This is a genomic window from Enterobacter sp. Ap-867 (assembly GCF_011752855.1).
Lineage (GTDB): Bacteria > Pseudomonadota > Gammaproteobacteria > Enterobacterales > Enterobacteriaceae > Cedecea.
Genome location: NZ_VWWS01000006.1, coordinates 293,230 through 309,170 on the forward strand (window position 1 = coordinate 293,230; position 15,941 = coordinate 309,170).

14 protein-coding genes are annotated in these 15,941 nt (G+C 56.6%); 12 read left to right on the plus strand and 2 right to left on the minus strand.

Translation table 11 applies throughout. The features are described 5' to 3' along the window. Positions 1 to 410: 410 nt before the first annotated feature. From dppA to ghrB, 12 genes are all read left to right on the plus strand, one after another. Positions 411 to 2,018, plus strand: coding sequence for a dipeptide ABC transporter periplasmic-binding protein DppA (dppA, locus tag F3J26_RS16230; protein WP_008457607.1), 1,608 nt, complete (start codon positions 411 to 413; stop codon positions 2,016 to 2,018). Positions 2,019 to 2,192: 174 nt separating this feature from the next. Next, on the plus strand, positions 2,193 to 3,212 hold the full coding sequence (dppB, locus tag F3J26_RS16235; RefSeq protein WP_166994868.1) for a dipeptide ABC transporter permease DppB: 1,020 nt from the start codon (positions 2,193 to 2,195) through the stop codon (positions 3,210 to 3,212). A 9-nt stretch (positions 3,213 to 3,221) separates the two neighbouring features. Then, complete coding sequence (gene dppC / locus F3J26_RS16240) at positions 3,222 to 4,124, plus strand: dipeptide ABC transporter permease DppC (protein WP_166994870.1); 903 nt, start codon at positions 3,222 to 3,224, stop codon at positions 4,122 to 4,124. Between the two features lie 10 nt (positions 4,125 to 4,134). After that, complete coding sequence (gene dppD / locus F3J26_RS16245; RefSeq protein WP_008457613.1) at positions 4,135 to 5,118, plus strand: dipeptide ABC transporter ATP-binding protein; 984 nt, start codon at positions 4,135 to 4,137, stop codon at positions 5,116 to 5,118. After that, on the plus strand, positions 5,115 to 6,122 hold the full coding sequence (dppF, locus tag F3J26_RS16250) for a dipeptide ABC transporter ATP-binding subunit DppF (RefSeq protein WP_166994872.1): 1,008 nt from the start codon (positions 5,115 to 5,117) through the stop codon (positions 6,120 to 6,122). Before dppD ends, dppF begins: the two co-directional genes overlap by 4 nt. A 202-nt stretch (positions 6,123 to 6,324) precedes the next feature. Further along, on the plus strand, positions 6,325 to 7,512 hold the full coding sequence (locus F3J26_RS16255) for an MFS transporter (protein ID WP_166994874.1): 1,188 nt from the start codon (positions 6,325 to 6,327) through the stop codon (positions 7,510 to 7,512). 58 nt (positions 7,513 to 7,570) lie between these two features. After that, positions 7,571 to 8,464, plus strand: a complete 894-nt coding sequence (locus F3J26_RS16260; protein ID WP_008457619.1) for a LysR family transcriptional regulator — start codon at positions 7,571 to 7,573, stop codon at positions 8,462 to 8,464. Between the two features lie 79 nt (positions 8,465 to 8,543). Beyond that, positions 8,544 to 9,563 (plus strand): substrate-binding domain-containing protein, encoded by a 1,020-nt coding sequence (locus F3J26_RS16265; RefSeq protein WP_166994876.1) that lies wholly within the window; start codon positions 8,544 to 8,546, stop codon positions 9,561 to 9,563. Positions 9,564 to 9,676: 113 nt separating this feature from the next. After that, positions 9,677 to 10,426, plus strand: a complete 750-nt coding sequence (locus tag F3J26_RS16270) for a sugar phosphate isomerase/epimerase family protein (RefSeq protein ID WP_008457623.1) — start codon at positions 9,677 to 9,679, stop codon at positions 10,424 to 10,426. A 2-nt stretch (positions 10,427 to 10,428) separates the two neighbouring features. After that, entirely contained in the window at positions 10,429 to 11,364 is a 936-nt protein-coding gene (locus F3J26_RS16275; RefSeq protein WP_166994877.1) for a PfkB family carbohydrate kinase, read from the plus strand. A gap of 68 nt (positions 11,365 to 11,432) precedes the next feature. Further along, positions 11,433 to 12,716: an MFS transporter gene (locus F3J26_RS16280; RefSeq protein WP_008457627.1), complete on the plus strand. Its 1,284-nt coding sequence runs from the start codon at positions 11,433 to 11,435 to the stop codon at positions 12,714 to 12,716. Between the two features lie 56 nt (positions 12,717 to 12,772). Further along, on the plus strand, positions 12,773 to 13,747 hold the full coding sequence (gene ghrB, locus F3J26_RS16285) for a glyoxylate/hydroxypyruvate reductase GhrB (RefSeq protein ID WP_166994878.1): 975 nt from the start codon (positions 12,773 to 12,775) through the stop codon (positions 13,745 to 13,747). Positions 13,748 to 14,333: 586 nt separating this feature from the next. On the opposite strand, the gene F3J26_RS16290 is transcribed toward ghrB, so the two are convergent. Both F3J26_RS16290 and F3J26_RS16295 read right to left on the minus strand, forming a co-directional pair. Beyond that, entirely contained in the window at positions 14,334 to 15,026 is a 693-nt protein-coding gene (locus tag F3J26_RS16290) for a hypothetical protein (RefSeq protein WP_166994879.1), read from the minus strand. A gap of 177 nt (positions 15,027 to 15,203) precedes the next feature. Continuing rightward, a complete protein-coding gene (locus F3J26_RS16295) occupies positions 15,204 to 15,914 on the minus strand; it encodes a DUF3053 domain-containing protein (RefSeq protein ID WP_039296391.1) in 711 nt (236 codons plus the stop codon). Positions 15,915 to 15,941 lie beyond the last annotated feature (27 nt).

The window sequence follows — 15,941 nt, forward strand, 5'->3', positions numbered from 1 at the left end:
ATCACAAAATAAATCGTGCAACAATTCATCGTTTAACACAAAATTTTACCTATTCCGGACAATCGGTTCGCGCTATAGGTTGCAAATTAAGCAGTGCAATATTCTGGTAACAAGCCTGTAGCATAAATTTCCCTGCTGGAAATGTCCCCGGAAGGTTTTTTTAATCTTTGCCCGCCGAATCCCACCTTGCTTGTAAATCCCCGTGACCTGTATTGACGTTTCCTTAATCTGTTGACAGATTGTAGGACGAGAGGGGCTATTTACGGACCGTCTGTGCTACCTCCATGCATGACTCGCGAAAGGAACTGCTAGCCTCACCACCGCCTCCGGGCACACCGTACCGACCACCCACCAATAACAATGGTCAGACGGTTACAAAACACAACACGACACATAATTGGAGCAGAATAATGAGTATTTCCTTGAAGAAGTCAGGGATGCTGAAATTTGGTCTGAGCCTGGTTGCCATGACCGTTGCAGCAAGCGTACAAGCCAAAACCCTGGTTTATTGTTCAGAAGGTTCCCCAGAGGGCTTTAACCCACAGCTGTTCACTTCCGGCACGACTTACGATGCCAGCTCCGTACCGATTTATAACCGTCTGGTGGAATTTAAAACCGGCACCACCGAAATCATCCCAGGCCTGGCTGAAAAATGGGACGTTAGCCCGGACGGTAAAACCTACACCTTCCACCTGCGTAAAGGCGTGAAGTGGCAGGACAATAAAGACTTCAAACCGACTCGCGATTTCAACGCCGACGACGTTGTGTTCTCCTTCGACCGTCAGAAAAACAAAGACAACCCGTATCACAAAGTCTCTGGCGGCAGCTACGAATACTTCGAAGGTATGGGCCTGCCTGACCTGATCACCGAGATCAAGAAAGTCGACGATAACACCGTGCAGTTCGTGCTGGCTCGCCCGGAAGCACCGTTCCTCGCGGACATGGCCATGGACTTCGCCTCTATTCTTTCTAAAGAATATGCGGACAACATGATGAAAGCCGGCACCCCGGAAAAAACAGACCTGAACCCAATTGGTACCGGTCCATTCCAGCTGCTGCAGTACCAGAAAGACTCCCGTATTCTGTATAAAGCCTTCCCGGGCTACTGGGGTACCAAGCCGCAGATCGATCGCCTGGTCTTCTCCATCACGCCTGACGCTTCCGTGCGTTATGCCAAACTGCAGAAAAACGAATGTCAGGTGATGCCGTTCCCGAACCCGGCCGACATTGCCCGTATGAAAGAAGACAAGAACATCAATCTGATGGAACAGGCTGGCCTGAATGTGGGCTATCTCTCCTTCAACACCGAGAAGAAGCCGTTTGACGACGTGAAAGTGCGTCAGGCGCTGACCTACGCGGTGAACAAAGAAGCGATCATTAAAGCCGTTTATCAGGGCGCGGGCACCGCGGCTAAAAACCTGATCCCACCAACCATGTGGGGCTACAACAATGACGTGAAGGACTACACCTACGATCCTGAAAAAGCGAAAGCGCTGCTGAAAGAAGCGGGTCAGGACAAAGGCTTCACCGTTGACCTGTGGGCGATGCCAGTTCAGCGTCCATACAACCCGAACGCTCGCCGCATGGCTGAGATGATTCAGGCTGACTGGGCGAAAGTTGGCGTGACCGCCAAAATCGTGACCTACGAGTGGGGCGAGTACCTGAAGCGTGCTAAAGCCGGTGAACACCAGGCCGTAATGATGGGCTGGACCGGCGACAATGGGGATCCGGATAACTTCTTCGCCACCCTGTTCAGCTGCGCCGCGGCGAAAGACGGTTCCAACTACTCTCGCTGGTGCTACAAGCCGTTTGAAGATCTGATTCAGCCGGCTCGCGCCACCGACGACCACAACAAGCGTGTTGAACTGTACAAACAGGCTCAGGTTGTGATGCACGATCAGGCGCCAGCGCTGATCATCGCTCACTCCACCGTGTTCGAGCCAGTGCGTAAAGAAGTTAAAGGCTACGTGGTTGATCCACTGGGCAAACACCACTTCGAAAACGTGTCCGTCGAATAATAAAAGTAACGTGCTTTATTCCCTCTCCCCCATGGGGAGAGGGTTAGGGTGAGGGGTATTGGCGTTGTCCATCCTCACCCCGACCCTCTCCCTCAAAGGGAGAGGGGGAAACATTTGTGAGCAATACAGACGGAACAGTTACCAGGCTTTCCGTCACTACAGAGAATCCGGGATATGCTGCAGTTCATCCTCCGACGACTGGGGTTAGTCATCCCCACGTTTATAGGTATTACCCTACTCACCTTCGCTTTCGTGCATATGATCCCCGGAGACCCGGTGATGATCATGGCCGGAGAGCGCGGTATTTCTCCTGAGCGTCATGCCCAACTGCTGGCCGAGATGGGTCTCGACAAGCCAATGTGGCAGCAGTACCTCCATTACATCTGGGGCGTAATGCATGGCGATCTGGGCATTTCATTAAAGAGCCGCCTCCCGGTTTGGGACGAGTTCGTGCCGCGCTTTAAAGCGACGCTGGAACTCGGCATCTGCGCGATGATTTTCGCCGTTGCCGTCGGCATTCCGGTGGGCGTTATGGCCGCCGTGAAGCGTGGTTCAATCTTCGACCACACCGCCGTGGGCCTCGCGCTGACCGGCTATTCCATGCCAATTTTCTGGTGGGGTATGATGCTCATCATGCTGGTATCGGTGCACTGGAACCTGACGCCAGTGTCCGGGCGCATCAGCGACACCGTGTTCCTTGATGACTCCCTGCCGCTCACCGGATTTGCGCTGATAGATACCGCTATCTGGGGCCAGCCGGGTGATTTTATTGACGCCGTCGCCCACATGATTTTGCCTGCCATTGTGCTGGGCACTATTCCGCTGGCGGTTATCGTGCGTATGACCCGCTCTTCCATGCTGGAAGTGCTGGGCGAAGACTACATCCGTACCGCTCGCGCCAAGGGTCTGACCCGCATGCGCGTGATCGTGGTTCATGCCCTGCGCAACGCGATGCTGCCGGTCGTCACGGTTATCGGCCTGCAGGTCGGTACTCTGCTGGCGGGCGCCATCCTGACGGAAACGATCTTCTCCTGGCCGGGTCTTGGCCGCTGGCTCATTGACGCTCTGCAGCGTCGTGACTACCCGGTAGTCCAGGGCGGCGTGCTGCTGGTGGCGACGATGATTATCCTCGTCAACCTGCTGGTAGACCTGCTGTACGGCGTGGTGAACCCGCGTATACGCCATAAGAAATAAGGGGCCATCATGACGCAACTGACAGAAAACAAAGTGGTGGCAGCACCCAAGCCGATGACGCCTTTCCAGGAGTTCTGGCACTACTTCAAACGCAATAAAGGGGCGGTGATCGGCCTGGTGTACGTCGCCATCATGATCTTCATCGCCGTCTTCGCTAACTTCCTCGCGCCCCACGCGCCAGCGGAGCAGTTCCGCGACGCGCTGTTGCACCCGCCGGTGTGGCAGGAAGGCGGGAGCTGGAGCTACATCCTCGGCACCGACGACGTCGGTCGCGATGTGCTGTCCCGCCTGATGTACGGCGCTCGCCTGTCGCTGCTGGTCGGCTGCCTGGTGGTTGTCCTGTCGCTGGTGATGGGGATTATGCTGGGCCTGGTCGCCGGTTACTTCGGCGGCGTGGTCGACAACATCATCATGCGCGTGGTCGATATCATGCTGGCACTGCCAAGCCTGCTGCTGGCGCTGGTGCTGGTGGCTATCTTCGGCCCGTCCATCGGCAACGCCGCGCTGGCGCTAACCTTCGTCGCGCTGCCGCACTATGTGCGTTTAACGCGTGCTGCGGTGCTGGTGGAAGTTAACCGCGACTACGTGACCGCCTCCCGAGTGGCGGGCGCTGGCCCGGTTCGCCAGATGTTTGTGAATATCTTCCCGAATACCCTTGCGCCGCTGATCGTTCAGGCGTCGCTCGGCTTCTCAAACGCCATTCTCGATATGGCCGCTCTTGGCTTCCTCGGCATGGGTGCGCAGCCGCCAACACCGGAGTGGGGCACCATGCTCGCCGACGTGTTGCAGTTCGCGCAGAGTGCCTGGTGGGTTGTGACCTTCCCAGGTCTGGCAATCCTGCTAACGGTGCTGGCATTTAACCTGATGGGTGACGGTCTGCGTGACGCGCTCGATCCCAAACTGAAGCAGTAAGAGGTTCGAGATGGCGTTATTAAATGTAGATAAATTATCGGTGCACTTCGGCGACGAAGACGCACCGTTCCGTGCCGTGGACCGCATCAGCTATAGCGTGGATCAGGGGCAGGTTGTCGGCATCGTGGGCGAGTCCGGCTCCGGTAAATCCGTCAGCTCGCTGGCGATTATGGGGCTTATTGACTTCCCTGGCCGGGTGATGCCGGAAAAACTGGAATTCAACGGCCGGGATCTGAAGCGCATTTCTGAGAAAGAGCGCCGCAACCTGGTGGGCGCCGAAGTGGCGATGATCTTCCAGGACCCGATGACCAGCCTGAACCCGTGCTACACCGTCGGTTTCCAGATTATGGAAGCCATTAAGGTGCACCAGGGGGGTAACAAGAAAACCCGCCGCCAGCGCGCAATCGACCTGCTGACCCAGGTGGGTATTCCTGACCCGGCTTCACGTCTCGACGTTTACCCGCACCAGCTTTCCGGCGGGATGAGCCAGCGCGTGATGATCGCCATGGCGATCGCCTGTCGTCCTAAGCTGCTGATCGCCGATGAGCCAACCACCGCGCTCGACGTAACTATTCAGGCGCAGATCATCGAACTGCTGCTGGAGCTGCAGCAAAAAGAGAACATGGCGCTGATCCTGATCACCCATGATCTCGCGCTGGTTGCCGAAGCCGCCCATAAAATCATCGTGATGTACGCAGGGCAGGTTGTGGAAGCGGGTTCGTCCCACGATATCTTCCGCGCGCCGCGTCACCCGTACACCCAGGCTCTGCTCCGTGCGCTGCCGGAATTTGCTCAGGATAAAGCGCGTCTGGCCTCGCTGCCGGGCGTAGTACCGGGCAAATACGACCGCCCGAACGGCTGCCTGCTGAACCCACGCTGCCCGTATGCGACCGACAAATGCCGCAGCGAAGAGCCAGCGTTAACCCTGCTGGCAGACGGGCGTCAGTCCAAATGCCACTACCCACTCGATGATGCCGGGAGGCCAACCCTATGAGTACCCCACAGGCCACCGCGCAACCGCTGTTGCAGGCCATCGACCTGAAAAAACATTACCCGGTGAAGAAGGGCTTTTTCGCTCCTGAACGCCTGGTAAAAGCGCTGGACGGCGTAAGCTTTACCCTCGAACGCGGCAAAACGCTGGCGGTCGTCGGTGAATCCGGCTGCGGGAAATCCACCCTCGGCCGCCTGCTGACCATGATCGAAGTGCCGACCGGCGGGGAGCTTTACTACCAGGGCCAGGATCTGCTGATCCCGGACGCCTCGGCGGAAAAGCTGCGCCGGCAGAAAATCCAGATCGTCTTCCAGAACCCCTATGGCTCGCTGAACCCGCGTAAAAAAGTGGGGCAGATCCTGGAAGAGCCGCTGCAAATCAACACCAGCCTGAGCAAAGCCGAGCGCCGCGAAAAAGCGCTGGAGATGATGGCGAAAGTGGGTCTGAAAACCGAGCACTACGACCGCTATCCGCACATGTTCTCCGGCGGCCAGCGCCAGCGTATCGCTATCGCTCGGGGCCTGATGCTTGACCCGGACGTGGTGATTGCCGATGAGCCGGTCTCCGCACTCGACGTGTCGGTGCGTGCTCAGGTACTGAACCTGATGATGGATCTGCAGCAGGATCTGGGGCTGTCCTACGTGTTCATCTCCCACGACCTGTCGGTGGTAGAGCACATCGCCGATGAAGTGATGGTGATGTACCTCGGCCGCTGCGTGGAGAAGGGCAGCAAAGAGCAAATCTTCTCCAACCCGCGCCACCCGTACACCCAGGCGCTGCTGTCCGCCACGCCGCGCCTGAACCCGGACGAACGTCGCGAACGCATCAAGCTGACCGGCGAGCTGCCAAGCCCGCTGAACCCGCCGCCGGGCTGCGCCTTTAACGCCCGCTGCAGCCGTCGCTTCGGGCCATGCACCCAGCTCCAGCCGCAGCTGAAAGACTACGGCAATGGCCAGCTGGTGGCGTGTTTCGCAGTTGACCAGGATGTGAACGGGGAACTGCGTTAATCGTTTTCACCCTCTCCTTAAAAGGAGAGGGTTTTTTCACAACATATTGATTAATTTATTTTTTCCAAGAAAACCTGGCAGACTCCCGTATTATTCCCCCACAGAAACAGTGAAATCATAAATCCTGCATTTATCCCCCGCCGCTGACTGAGTAAATTGTGATCCCTGTCACTCATGCATGTCTCTGCGGAAGCGCAATACTATGTCGAATAATAAAGATAAACCTGCCACATCCCCGTGGATCGCGGTCTTTTCCCTGACCGTGGCCTGCTTTGTCATGGTTACCACCGAGTTTCTACCCATCGGTTTGCTGACCAACATCGCACCTTCCCTGAATATTTCCACCGGCACCGCCGGGCTGATGGTCACCATGCCAGGCATTGTTGCCGCCGTCGCGGCCCCGGTCCTGAGTCTGGCTTCGGGCAGCCTCGACCGCCGCCTGCTGATGCTTGGCCTGTCGCTGCTGTTGGTCGTCTCAAATCTGGTGTCCGCCCTGGCCGTTAACTTCCCGATGATGCTGCTGGGCCGCGTACTGCTGGGGATCTCCGTCGGCGGGTTCTGGTCCTTCTCGATGAACTATGGCCGTCACCTTGTGCCGGAAGCGAGCCAGGGACGCGCCGTGGCACTGATCATTAGCGGCGTGTCCGTCGGCGCGGTGTGCGGCGTCCCCGCCGGGGCATTCATCGGCGACCTGTTCGGCTGGCGTACGGCATTCTTTGCCAGCGCCTGTTTAGCCGCCATCACGCTGCTTGCCCAGTTTCGCCTGCTGACTTCCGTGCCGCCTGGCCGGGCGCTCACCATTCAGGATTTGCTGTCTCCGCTGCGCCTGCCTATGGCCCGCATTGGGCTTATCGCCATTGTGCTGCTGTTTGTGGGCCATTTCTCGGCTTACACCTACCTGCGTCCGCTGCTGCAGCAGGTCTTTGTGCTCAGCCCGTCGGCGATCACTTTCCAACTGCTGGCCTACGGCGCAGTTGGCCTGCTGGGTACCTTTATCGGGGAACGCCTGGCGGAGCGCAGCCTGCGCGGGACCTTCATTCTGGCGACGGCGATGCTGGCCATTATCCTGCTCGTTTCCCCACTGCTTAGCGGCCTTGCGGGCGCCACGGTAATGGTGCTGGTGTGGGGCCTGGCCTTTGGGGCCGTGCCGGTCTGCGCGACAAACTGGATGTTTGAAGCGGTGCCGGACGCGCCGGAAGCAGGCCAGGCGCTGATGGTCACGGTGATTCAGGTTGCCCTGGCATCAGGTGCCCTGATCGGCGGTGAAGTCGTAGACTGGCACGGCGTCAGCAGCGCCATGCTGTTTGGCGGGGCGCTGCTGCTCTCGGCCACGCTGGTTTTCGGCCTCTCCTTGCACAGCCGGATGATTAGCGCTAAACAATGTGGATGATTGTTTACGTGGATAAACAAAACCCTGCCGGAGGCAGGGTTTTTCGTTGAGGACGGCTATGGATCATCATTTACTGGCTATTCGGGTGTTTAATCGCGTGGTGGAAACCGGCGGGTTTACCCGTGCCGCCGACTCTCTGAGTATGCCGAAAGCGACCGTCACTAAACTGATTCAAAATCTTGAAAACCACCTGCAGACCAAGCTGTTTCAGCGCACAACCCGCAGCGTATCGGTCACCAAAGAGGGCGAATGCTACTACCGCCGCACCGTAAAATGGCTGGCCGACCTGGAGCAGATGGAAGGCAGCATGACCGAATCACAAACCGAGCCTCAGGGCGTGCTGCGCGTGGATGTCGGCGGATCTTTCTCTCGCGAGATACTGATTCCCGCGCTGCCGGAATTTCTTGAACGCTACCCGGGTATCTCCATAGATCTTGGCGTCAGCGACCGACTGGTCGATTTAATCAACGACAATGCGGACTGCGTGATACGCAGCGGCCCACTGGTTGATTCCACGCTGATTGCCCGCCGCCTGTTTACTATGGACTGGGTTACCTGCGCCACGCCGGACTACTTTCAGCGCTACGGCACGCCTTCCCGGCCCGAAGAACTTGAACAGGGATACCCGCTGGCGCATTACCGCCACGCGCGCAATGACCGCATCTCTCCGCTGCGCTTTGTCGATCGGGGAAAAACCATCGAGATGCAGCACCGCTATCAGATTAGCGTCAACGAAAGTAACGCCCATCTCGCCATCGCGCTTTCCGGGGCGGCCTTAACCCAGGTCGTTCGCTTTGCCGCCCAGCCGTATCTCGACAGCGGGAGGCTGGTCAGCGTGCTTGAGGCTTACCCACCGCCGCCGGAACAGATGTACCTGGTTTATCCTTCCAACCGCCACCTTAGCGCCAGGCTGCGGGTATTTATTGAATGGGCCGTGGCGCGGTTTGCCTGACCGGTGTAAAGACGCCACCTCACTTTTCCCCGCATAAAAATATGTTACTCTCCGCAGGGTTAACCCTCTGGAGACGGCTATGAACGGCAAGGCAGCGCGCCCTACGATAAGCGATGTCGCGAAAGCGGCGAAGACCGGGAAGACCAGCGTTTCCCGCTACCTTAACGGTGAGCAGAACGCGCTGTCTGATGACCTTCGTGGGCGCATTGAGCGCGCCATTGCCGAACTCGACTACCGCCCAAGCCAGATGGCGCGAGGCCTGAAGCGAGGGCGCACCCGCCTTATCGGGCTGATCATTGCCGACATCACCAATCCTTATTCCGTCGACGTGCTGAGCGGTATAGAGGCCGCTTGCCGCGAGAAAGGCTTTACGCCGCTGGTGTGTAACACCAACAACGAAGTCGATCAGGAACTGCACTACCTCGACCTGCTGCGCAGCTATCAGGTTGAGGGGATTGTAGTCAATGCGGTTGGGATGCGTGAAGAAGGGCTCAACCGCCTGCAACAGTCCGCCCTGCCGATGGTGCTTATCGACCGCAAAATCCCGGACTTTGCCTGTGACATGGTCGGGCTGGATAACATTCAGGCCGCAACAACCGCCACCGAACACCTCATCGAGCAGGGCTTCGAAGCTCTCCTTTTCCTGAGCGAACCGCTTGGCATGGTGAACACCCGCCATGAGCGGTTGCGAGCATTTCGCAGCACTTTAGGCCGTCATTCCGGCATAATTGCCGAAAATGCCGAAACACCGCTGCATGAAGCAGAACGAATAGACAACACGCTTCGCGAGTTCCACTCCCGCCACCGCGGTATGCGTAAAGCGGTGATCTCCGCCAACGGCGCGCTAACGCTGCAGGTTGCCCGCGCAATGCGCCGCCTCGGCCTGAGCTGGGGCAGCGATATCGGGCTGTTGGGGTTTGATGAGCTGGAGTGGGCGGAACTTGCCGGCGTCGGCATCACCACCCTGAAGCAACCTACCTGGCAGATAGGCTACGCCGCGCTGGAGCAAGTTGTGAGGCGCATTGAAGGCACCGCTGAAACCGTACGTGAACAGCTATTCTCCGGCGAGCTTATCGTGCGAGGCTCCACCTCCCGCTAAATCTTTTGTTCGTGATGGCGCTCAAAAATTGGCAAGCAGGGTCTTTTCTTTGGAACCGGTTCCATCTAGCGTAAATAACATTAGTCGTTCGTTGTTATCGCCTGGAGACCACCATGCCGCGAAAAATTATTGTCGTCACCGCCGCCTACGGCCACGACCGCCTTGCCGCCCTCGGTGGCCAACAGGCGGTGCTGCCGATCATTGCTGAAGCGGGGGCCGACGGCGTAGAAATCCGCCGCGAACTGTTCACCGCCACACAGCTGGATTTTCTGTCGACCGTGGCCGGAGAAATTACCCAGCACGGGCTTGAGGCCTGCTATTCCGCGCCGGAGCCGCTGTTCACGGGCGACGGCAAGCTAAACTCGCTGATCCCTTCACTTCTGCAGGAGGCCCACCAGCTAAATGCCCGCTGGCTGAAGCTCTCTCTCGGGCAGTTCAACACCGCCCGGGCATTCGACACGCTAAAACAGTGGCTCAGCGAAAGCCCCGTGGCGCTGGTGGTGGAAAACGACCAAACCGACAGCGGCAAACTTGCGCCAATGCAGCGCTTCCAGGCCGCCTGTGGCGTTCACAACCTGCCGGTGACGCTCACCTTCGATATGGCCAACTGGCTGTGGGTGGACGACTCTCCACAGCAGGCCGCCCGCACGCTGGCACCTTCCGTGAGCTATATCCACGTCAAAACAGCGGTCGCCCAGCATAACCGCTACCGCGCTGTGGCGCTGGATGATGCCAGTTCAGACTGGAAAGGGCTGCTGAATATGCTGCCGCCAGATGCCCCACGCGGCATTGAGTTTCCGCTGGAAGGGCGAGACCTGGTCGCAGTTACCCGGCATTACGTCAATCTTTTACGCGAGGAATAACCATGCATCAGCTGGATGTCATCACGATAGGTGAAGCGATGGCGATGTTTGTCGCCAGCGAAACCGGCGACCTTGCCGCCGCCGAACATTTTGTGAAACGCGCGGCTGGCGCGGAGTTAAATGTCGCCACGGGGCTGGCTCGCCTGGGCCTGAAGGTGGGCTGGGTAAGCCGCGTAGGCAACGACTCTTTTGGCCGCTACGTGCTGCAACAGCTGGCGAAAGAAAACATCGACAGCCGCGGAGTGACGGTCGATGAGCAGTACCGCACCGGTTTTCAGCTCAAATCCAAAGTCGAAGATGGAACCGATCCCATTGTGGAGTATTTCCGTAAAGACTCCGCCGCAAGCCACTTATCTGTGGCCGATTTCAACGAGGAGTACTTCCTCTCGGCTCGCCATCTGCACCTGAGCGGCGTGGCGGCGGCACTCTCTGACACGTCTCTTGCGCTGCTGAGCCACGCGGCCAACACGATGAAACAGCAGGGCAAAACGCTTTCCTTCGATCCGAATCTGCGCCCGGTGCTGTGGCGCAGCGAAGCCGCAATGGTGAAACAGCTTAACCAGCTGGCATTCCAGGCCGACTGGGTGCTGCCCGGCGTAAAAGAAGGCATTGTGCTGACAGGTCAAAACACACCTGAAGGGATCGCCGATTTTTATCTGCATCAGGGCGTGAAGGTCGTGGTGCTAAAAACCGGCGCAGACGGCGCCTGGTATAAAACCGCAGACGGCGAGAAAGGCGCCGTGGCGGCGGTAAAAGTGGAAAACGTAGTGGACACCGTGGGGGCCGGAGACGGCTTTGCGGTCGGGGTGATCAGCGCCCTGCTGGAAGGGAAATCTTTGCATCAGGCAGTCAGCCGGGGCAACAAAATCGGCTCACTGGCGATACAGGTCATCGGTGACAGCGAAGGGCTACCGACCCGAAGCGCACTGGGCGAATAACGCCAAATCCATCGCTCTGTCCCCTACAAACAAAGCGATACGGTTAACCTCAAGATAGAGGCACTCTCATGAAAAACCAGACAATCGCGCCAAAGCGCTGGTGGTACATCATGCCTATCGTGTTTATCACGTATAGCCTGGCTTACCTCGACCGCGCCAATTTCAGCTTCGCTTCCGCCGCAGGCATCAACGACGACCTCGGCATCACCAAAGGCATTTCCTCGCTGCTGGGAGCCCTGTTCTTCCTCGGCTACTTCTTCTTCCAGATCCCCGGGGCGATGTACGCCGAGCGCCGCAGCGTGCGTAAGCTTATCTTCGTCTGCCTGATTCTGTGGGGCGGCTGCGCCTCGCTGACCGGCGTGGTGAGCAACATTCCAATGCTGGCCGCCATCCGCTTTGTCCTCGGCGTGGTGGAAGCGGCGGTGATGCCAGCGATGCTGATTTACATCAGCAACTGGTTTACCAAATCCGAACGCTCCCGCGCCAATACCTTCCTGATCCTCGGCAACCCGGTCACCGTGCTGTGGATGTCGGTCGTTTCCGGCTACCTGATTCAGGCCTTCGGCTGGCGTGAGATGTTTATCATCGAAGGGATCCCGGCGGTTATCTGGGCGTTTGCCTGGTGGATGCTGGTAAAAGATAAACCGGCTCAGGTGGGCTGGCTGTCCGACAGTGAAAAATCCGCCCTGCAGGCGCAGTTACAGAAAGAGCAGGAAGGCATCAAAGCCGTGCGTAACTACAGTGAAGCCTTCCGGTCACGTAACGTGGTTATTCTGTGTATGCAGTATTTTGCCTGGAGCATCGGGGTGTACGGTTTCGTGCTGTGGCTGCCATCGATTATCCGCAGCGCGGGCGCGTCAGGCATGGGAATGGTGGAAGTCGGCTGGCTCTCTTCCGTGCCTTATCTGGCCGCGACCATCGCGATGATCGCCGTCTCATGGGCGTCGGACAAAATGCAAAACCGGAAGCTGTTTGTCTGGCCGCTGCTGCTGATCGGTGCCCTGGCATTCCTCGGCTCATGGCTGGTCGGTGCCAACCATTTCTGGGTGTCCTATACGCTGCTGGTGATTGCCGGGGCCGCGATGTACGCCCCTTATGGCCCCTTCTTCGCCATTATCCCGGAGATGCTGCCGAAGAACGTTGCCGGCGGCGCGATGGCCTTAATCAACAGCATGGGCGCGCTGGGCTCCTTCGTCGGCTCCTGGTTTGTGGGCTACCTGAACGGCGCCACCGGCAGCCCGGCGGCGTCCTATGTCTTTATGGGGCTGGCGCTGCTCGCCTCGGTATGGCTTACTCTGATTGTGAAGCCTGCTAATCATCAACAAATTCCGTCCGGCGCACATCACGCCTGACCCCGCGCCGGGCGCTCTGACGCCCGGTTCGCGTTTAACCGAAAACGGAGAATCTCATGAAGCCGTCCGTCATCCTCTACAAGGCACTGCCTGACAATCTGCTGTCCCGGCTTGAAAGCCACTTTACCGTCACCCAGCTTGACGATATCAGCCCGGAAACCGTGCAAGCGAACGCAGCGCTGTTTGCCAATGCGGAAGGTATCCTCGGCTCCGGCGGCAAGGTCGACGCAGCGTTTCTCGCGCATACGCCAAAGCTGCGGGCAGCTTCTACCGTTTCTGTCGGCTACGATAACTTTAATGTGGACGCCCTGAACGAACGCGGCGTTGTGCTGATGCACACCCCGACGGTGCTGACCGAAACCGTCGCCGATACCGCCATGGCGCTGATCCTGTCCAGCGCACGCCGCGTGGTGGAAGTCGCCGAGCGCGTGAAGGTCGGCGAATGGCAAAGCAGTATTGGCGCTGACTGGTTTGGTATCGACGTGCATCATAAAACGCTCGGTATTCTGGGCATGGGGCGCATCGGCCTGGCGCTGGCACAGCGCGCGCACTTCGGCTTCAGTATGCCAATTCTGTACAACGCCCGCCGCCATCATAAGGAAGCGGAAGAGCGCTTTAACGCTCGCTACTGCGACCTGGACACCCTGCTGGCCGAGTCTGATTTCGTTTGTATTCTGCTGCCGCTAAGCGACGAAACTCGTCACCTGATTGGTGCAGAGCAAATTGCGAAAATGAAATCTTCGGCCATTTTAATCAACGTCGGGCGCGGCCCGGTGGTGGACGAGAAAGCGCTGATTCAGGCGCTGGAAGAGGGAAAAATTCACGCCGCCGGACTGGATGTCTTCGAACAAGAACCCCTGCCGCTGGAGTCCCCGCTGCTCGGCATGCCGAATGTGGTGGCCTTGCCGCACATCGGTTCCGCCACCCATGAAACCCGCTACGGCATGGCAGAATGCGCGGTGGAAAACCTGATTACCGCGTTAACCGGCAGGGTGGAAGTGAACTGCGTGAATCCGCAGGTACTGAAATAGCTTTTCCGGCGGGCCAGAAAAAAGCTAGCCCGTCGAATAAATGACGTTATGCCGGTATGAGGCTGCCTCGGTCTTATACCGCATGATCATTTCCTGCATTTATGTTTTCTCGCATATAAATATAATTATTTTATCAATAATCCACGATAGATTCCCCTGCACCTCACCATCTTAAGTATCTGGCAACGATATAAATCATAACTATGGCGAAAACACCAACAGGCCAGATGGGGCCATCAGGAAAAAAATAGATCCAGAGAATAGCGAACAAGGCCGTTGCTGCTGTAGGAATACAGGGGAAAAATAAAGATCTAAAAAGTCGCTTAAAGAATCTTTTAATCATATTCATCATAACTATGGAACCCTCTCCTGTGATACCATCAGCAATACGCCTACTACCATCTTACATAGCGTGCAAATATATAAATTATGAATATAGCGAAAACTGGCACAAGCCAAAGTGGAGCACCTGGAAAAAAGTGAATCTGCACTAATGCGTATACAATAATTATTAACTGCGGACCATACACCCCAACAAGGGACTTAAACACTCTTCTAAAAAATCTCTTTATCAGATTCATCATAGTTATCGAGCCATGCTGGTGATAATGTCGATAATTTCGTCATCTGATGCTCGAAGTACATCTCGTGCACGAGAATATTGAAACAATGGTTCTATCAGGAAATACATCATTTCCAGACCTTGTGCGTATAGCGCAGCATAGTAGCCTGGATAGGCAGCACGAAGTCGGTGTGCGCTATCTGCGGCTTTCTGGACTGAACCATACATCCCTGTCGCCATTATTAATCCACTCGACATATGGCCTGCTATCATCTGTATGTTGAAACTCAACCTCATTCTAATAGCAACTGAACGTGCAATAGCTAATGCAAGTCCATTTTTGATAAATGCTCCAGTAGCAACATGGACATTTACAGCCATCAGCTTTTTCTGGATGTATTGTAATTGCTCAGATGTCTTAAATTTAAAAATCTCGGCAAAGTAAATTTCCAGCATATCAATAACAACGCCACCATTTCGCAACAAATAAATAACACCCCCAGTAAATCTGATATCTTCAGTTTTTTGCTGCTGGCACACATCCTGGTACTCTTCAGTAAAGCATGATGTGTAATACAAAGCCCGCGTTGCCCCCGCGCCAATGGTTTCAATCTGATGTGAGACTGCTTTCCGAACCCCAATGACTGCACGATCAAGCTTTAGAGCAAGAATTTTATTTGACTGCAGATAACTAATAACGTCATTTCTGTAAAACATACATAGCCGCTCCGTGCTAATTATTAAGTCCTTTTAAAAGGGTATATTTTAAAATCCGTCAAGTAAATAAAAAGCGTTTATTAAATAACCCAGCCGGCCATCCTTTTATCGAGAATATCAGCCATAAAAAAAGCGGAGTCGCCGTGAAGCGCTCCGCTTTTTCTTAGAGCATAAAACTTACTGCGTAGCAGTCTGCGCTGCGGCCCAGGCCTGAGTAAATGCCTGGTGCTGAGCGGACAGCGGGCCAATCAGCGAGTTGTACTGGCTTGCCTGCTGGGAAGTCGGGAACTGAATCCCGCCGTTAGCAAAGCCAACTTGCGTTCCCTGCTGGGCAATAAAATCACCCACCTGCACCAGCTGCTGGGTCAGGGTCTGCGCGGCAGGGATCAACGGCGCCATGGCGTTCGCCGGGCCGGTGACGACTTTCTGGTAAACCTGATAGTAAACGGTTTTCAGATCGTCAGGCTGCTTCAGCGCTGCAAGCGCACCGTCGGCCTGCATCTTGGCATTCTGAACCTGCTGACCCAAAACGTTCAGCGAACCGTTAGCCTGGCGCAGCGCGTCACGCTGGGTCATGTAATCCTGCGGAGCGCGGATGCTGTTCACGCTATCCACAACCGGCTTCATGCCTTCGTCCATGGCCTGGCTAACCTGCTGGGAGAAGCCGTACAGAATGGCGTAGTCAGAGACCAGCGGGCCAAACTGTTTTTTCTGATCGGACGTCAGCGTCGGCAGGCGGTCGCCGCTACGCATAGCCGTGTTTTGCAGAAAATCGATGAACGCCTTACGCTGATCGCCTTCTTTATCGAAGCAACCACTCAGGCTCACCACCATTAATAACGCCGCCAGCGGCGCAAACCAGCGAGACCAGGACTTACCTGTCGCCATCATTTCTACTCCTGTCACCAATGCACT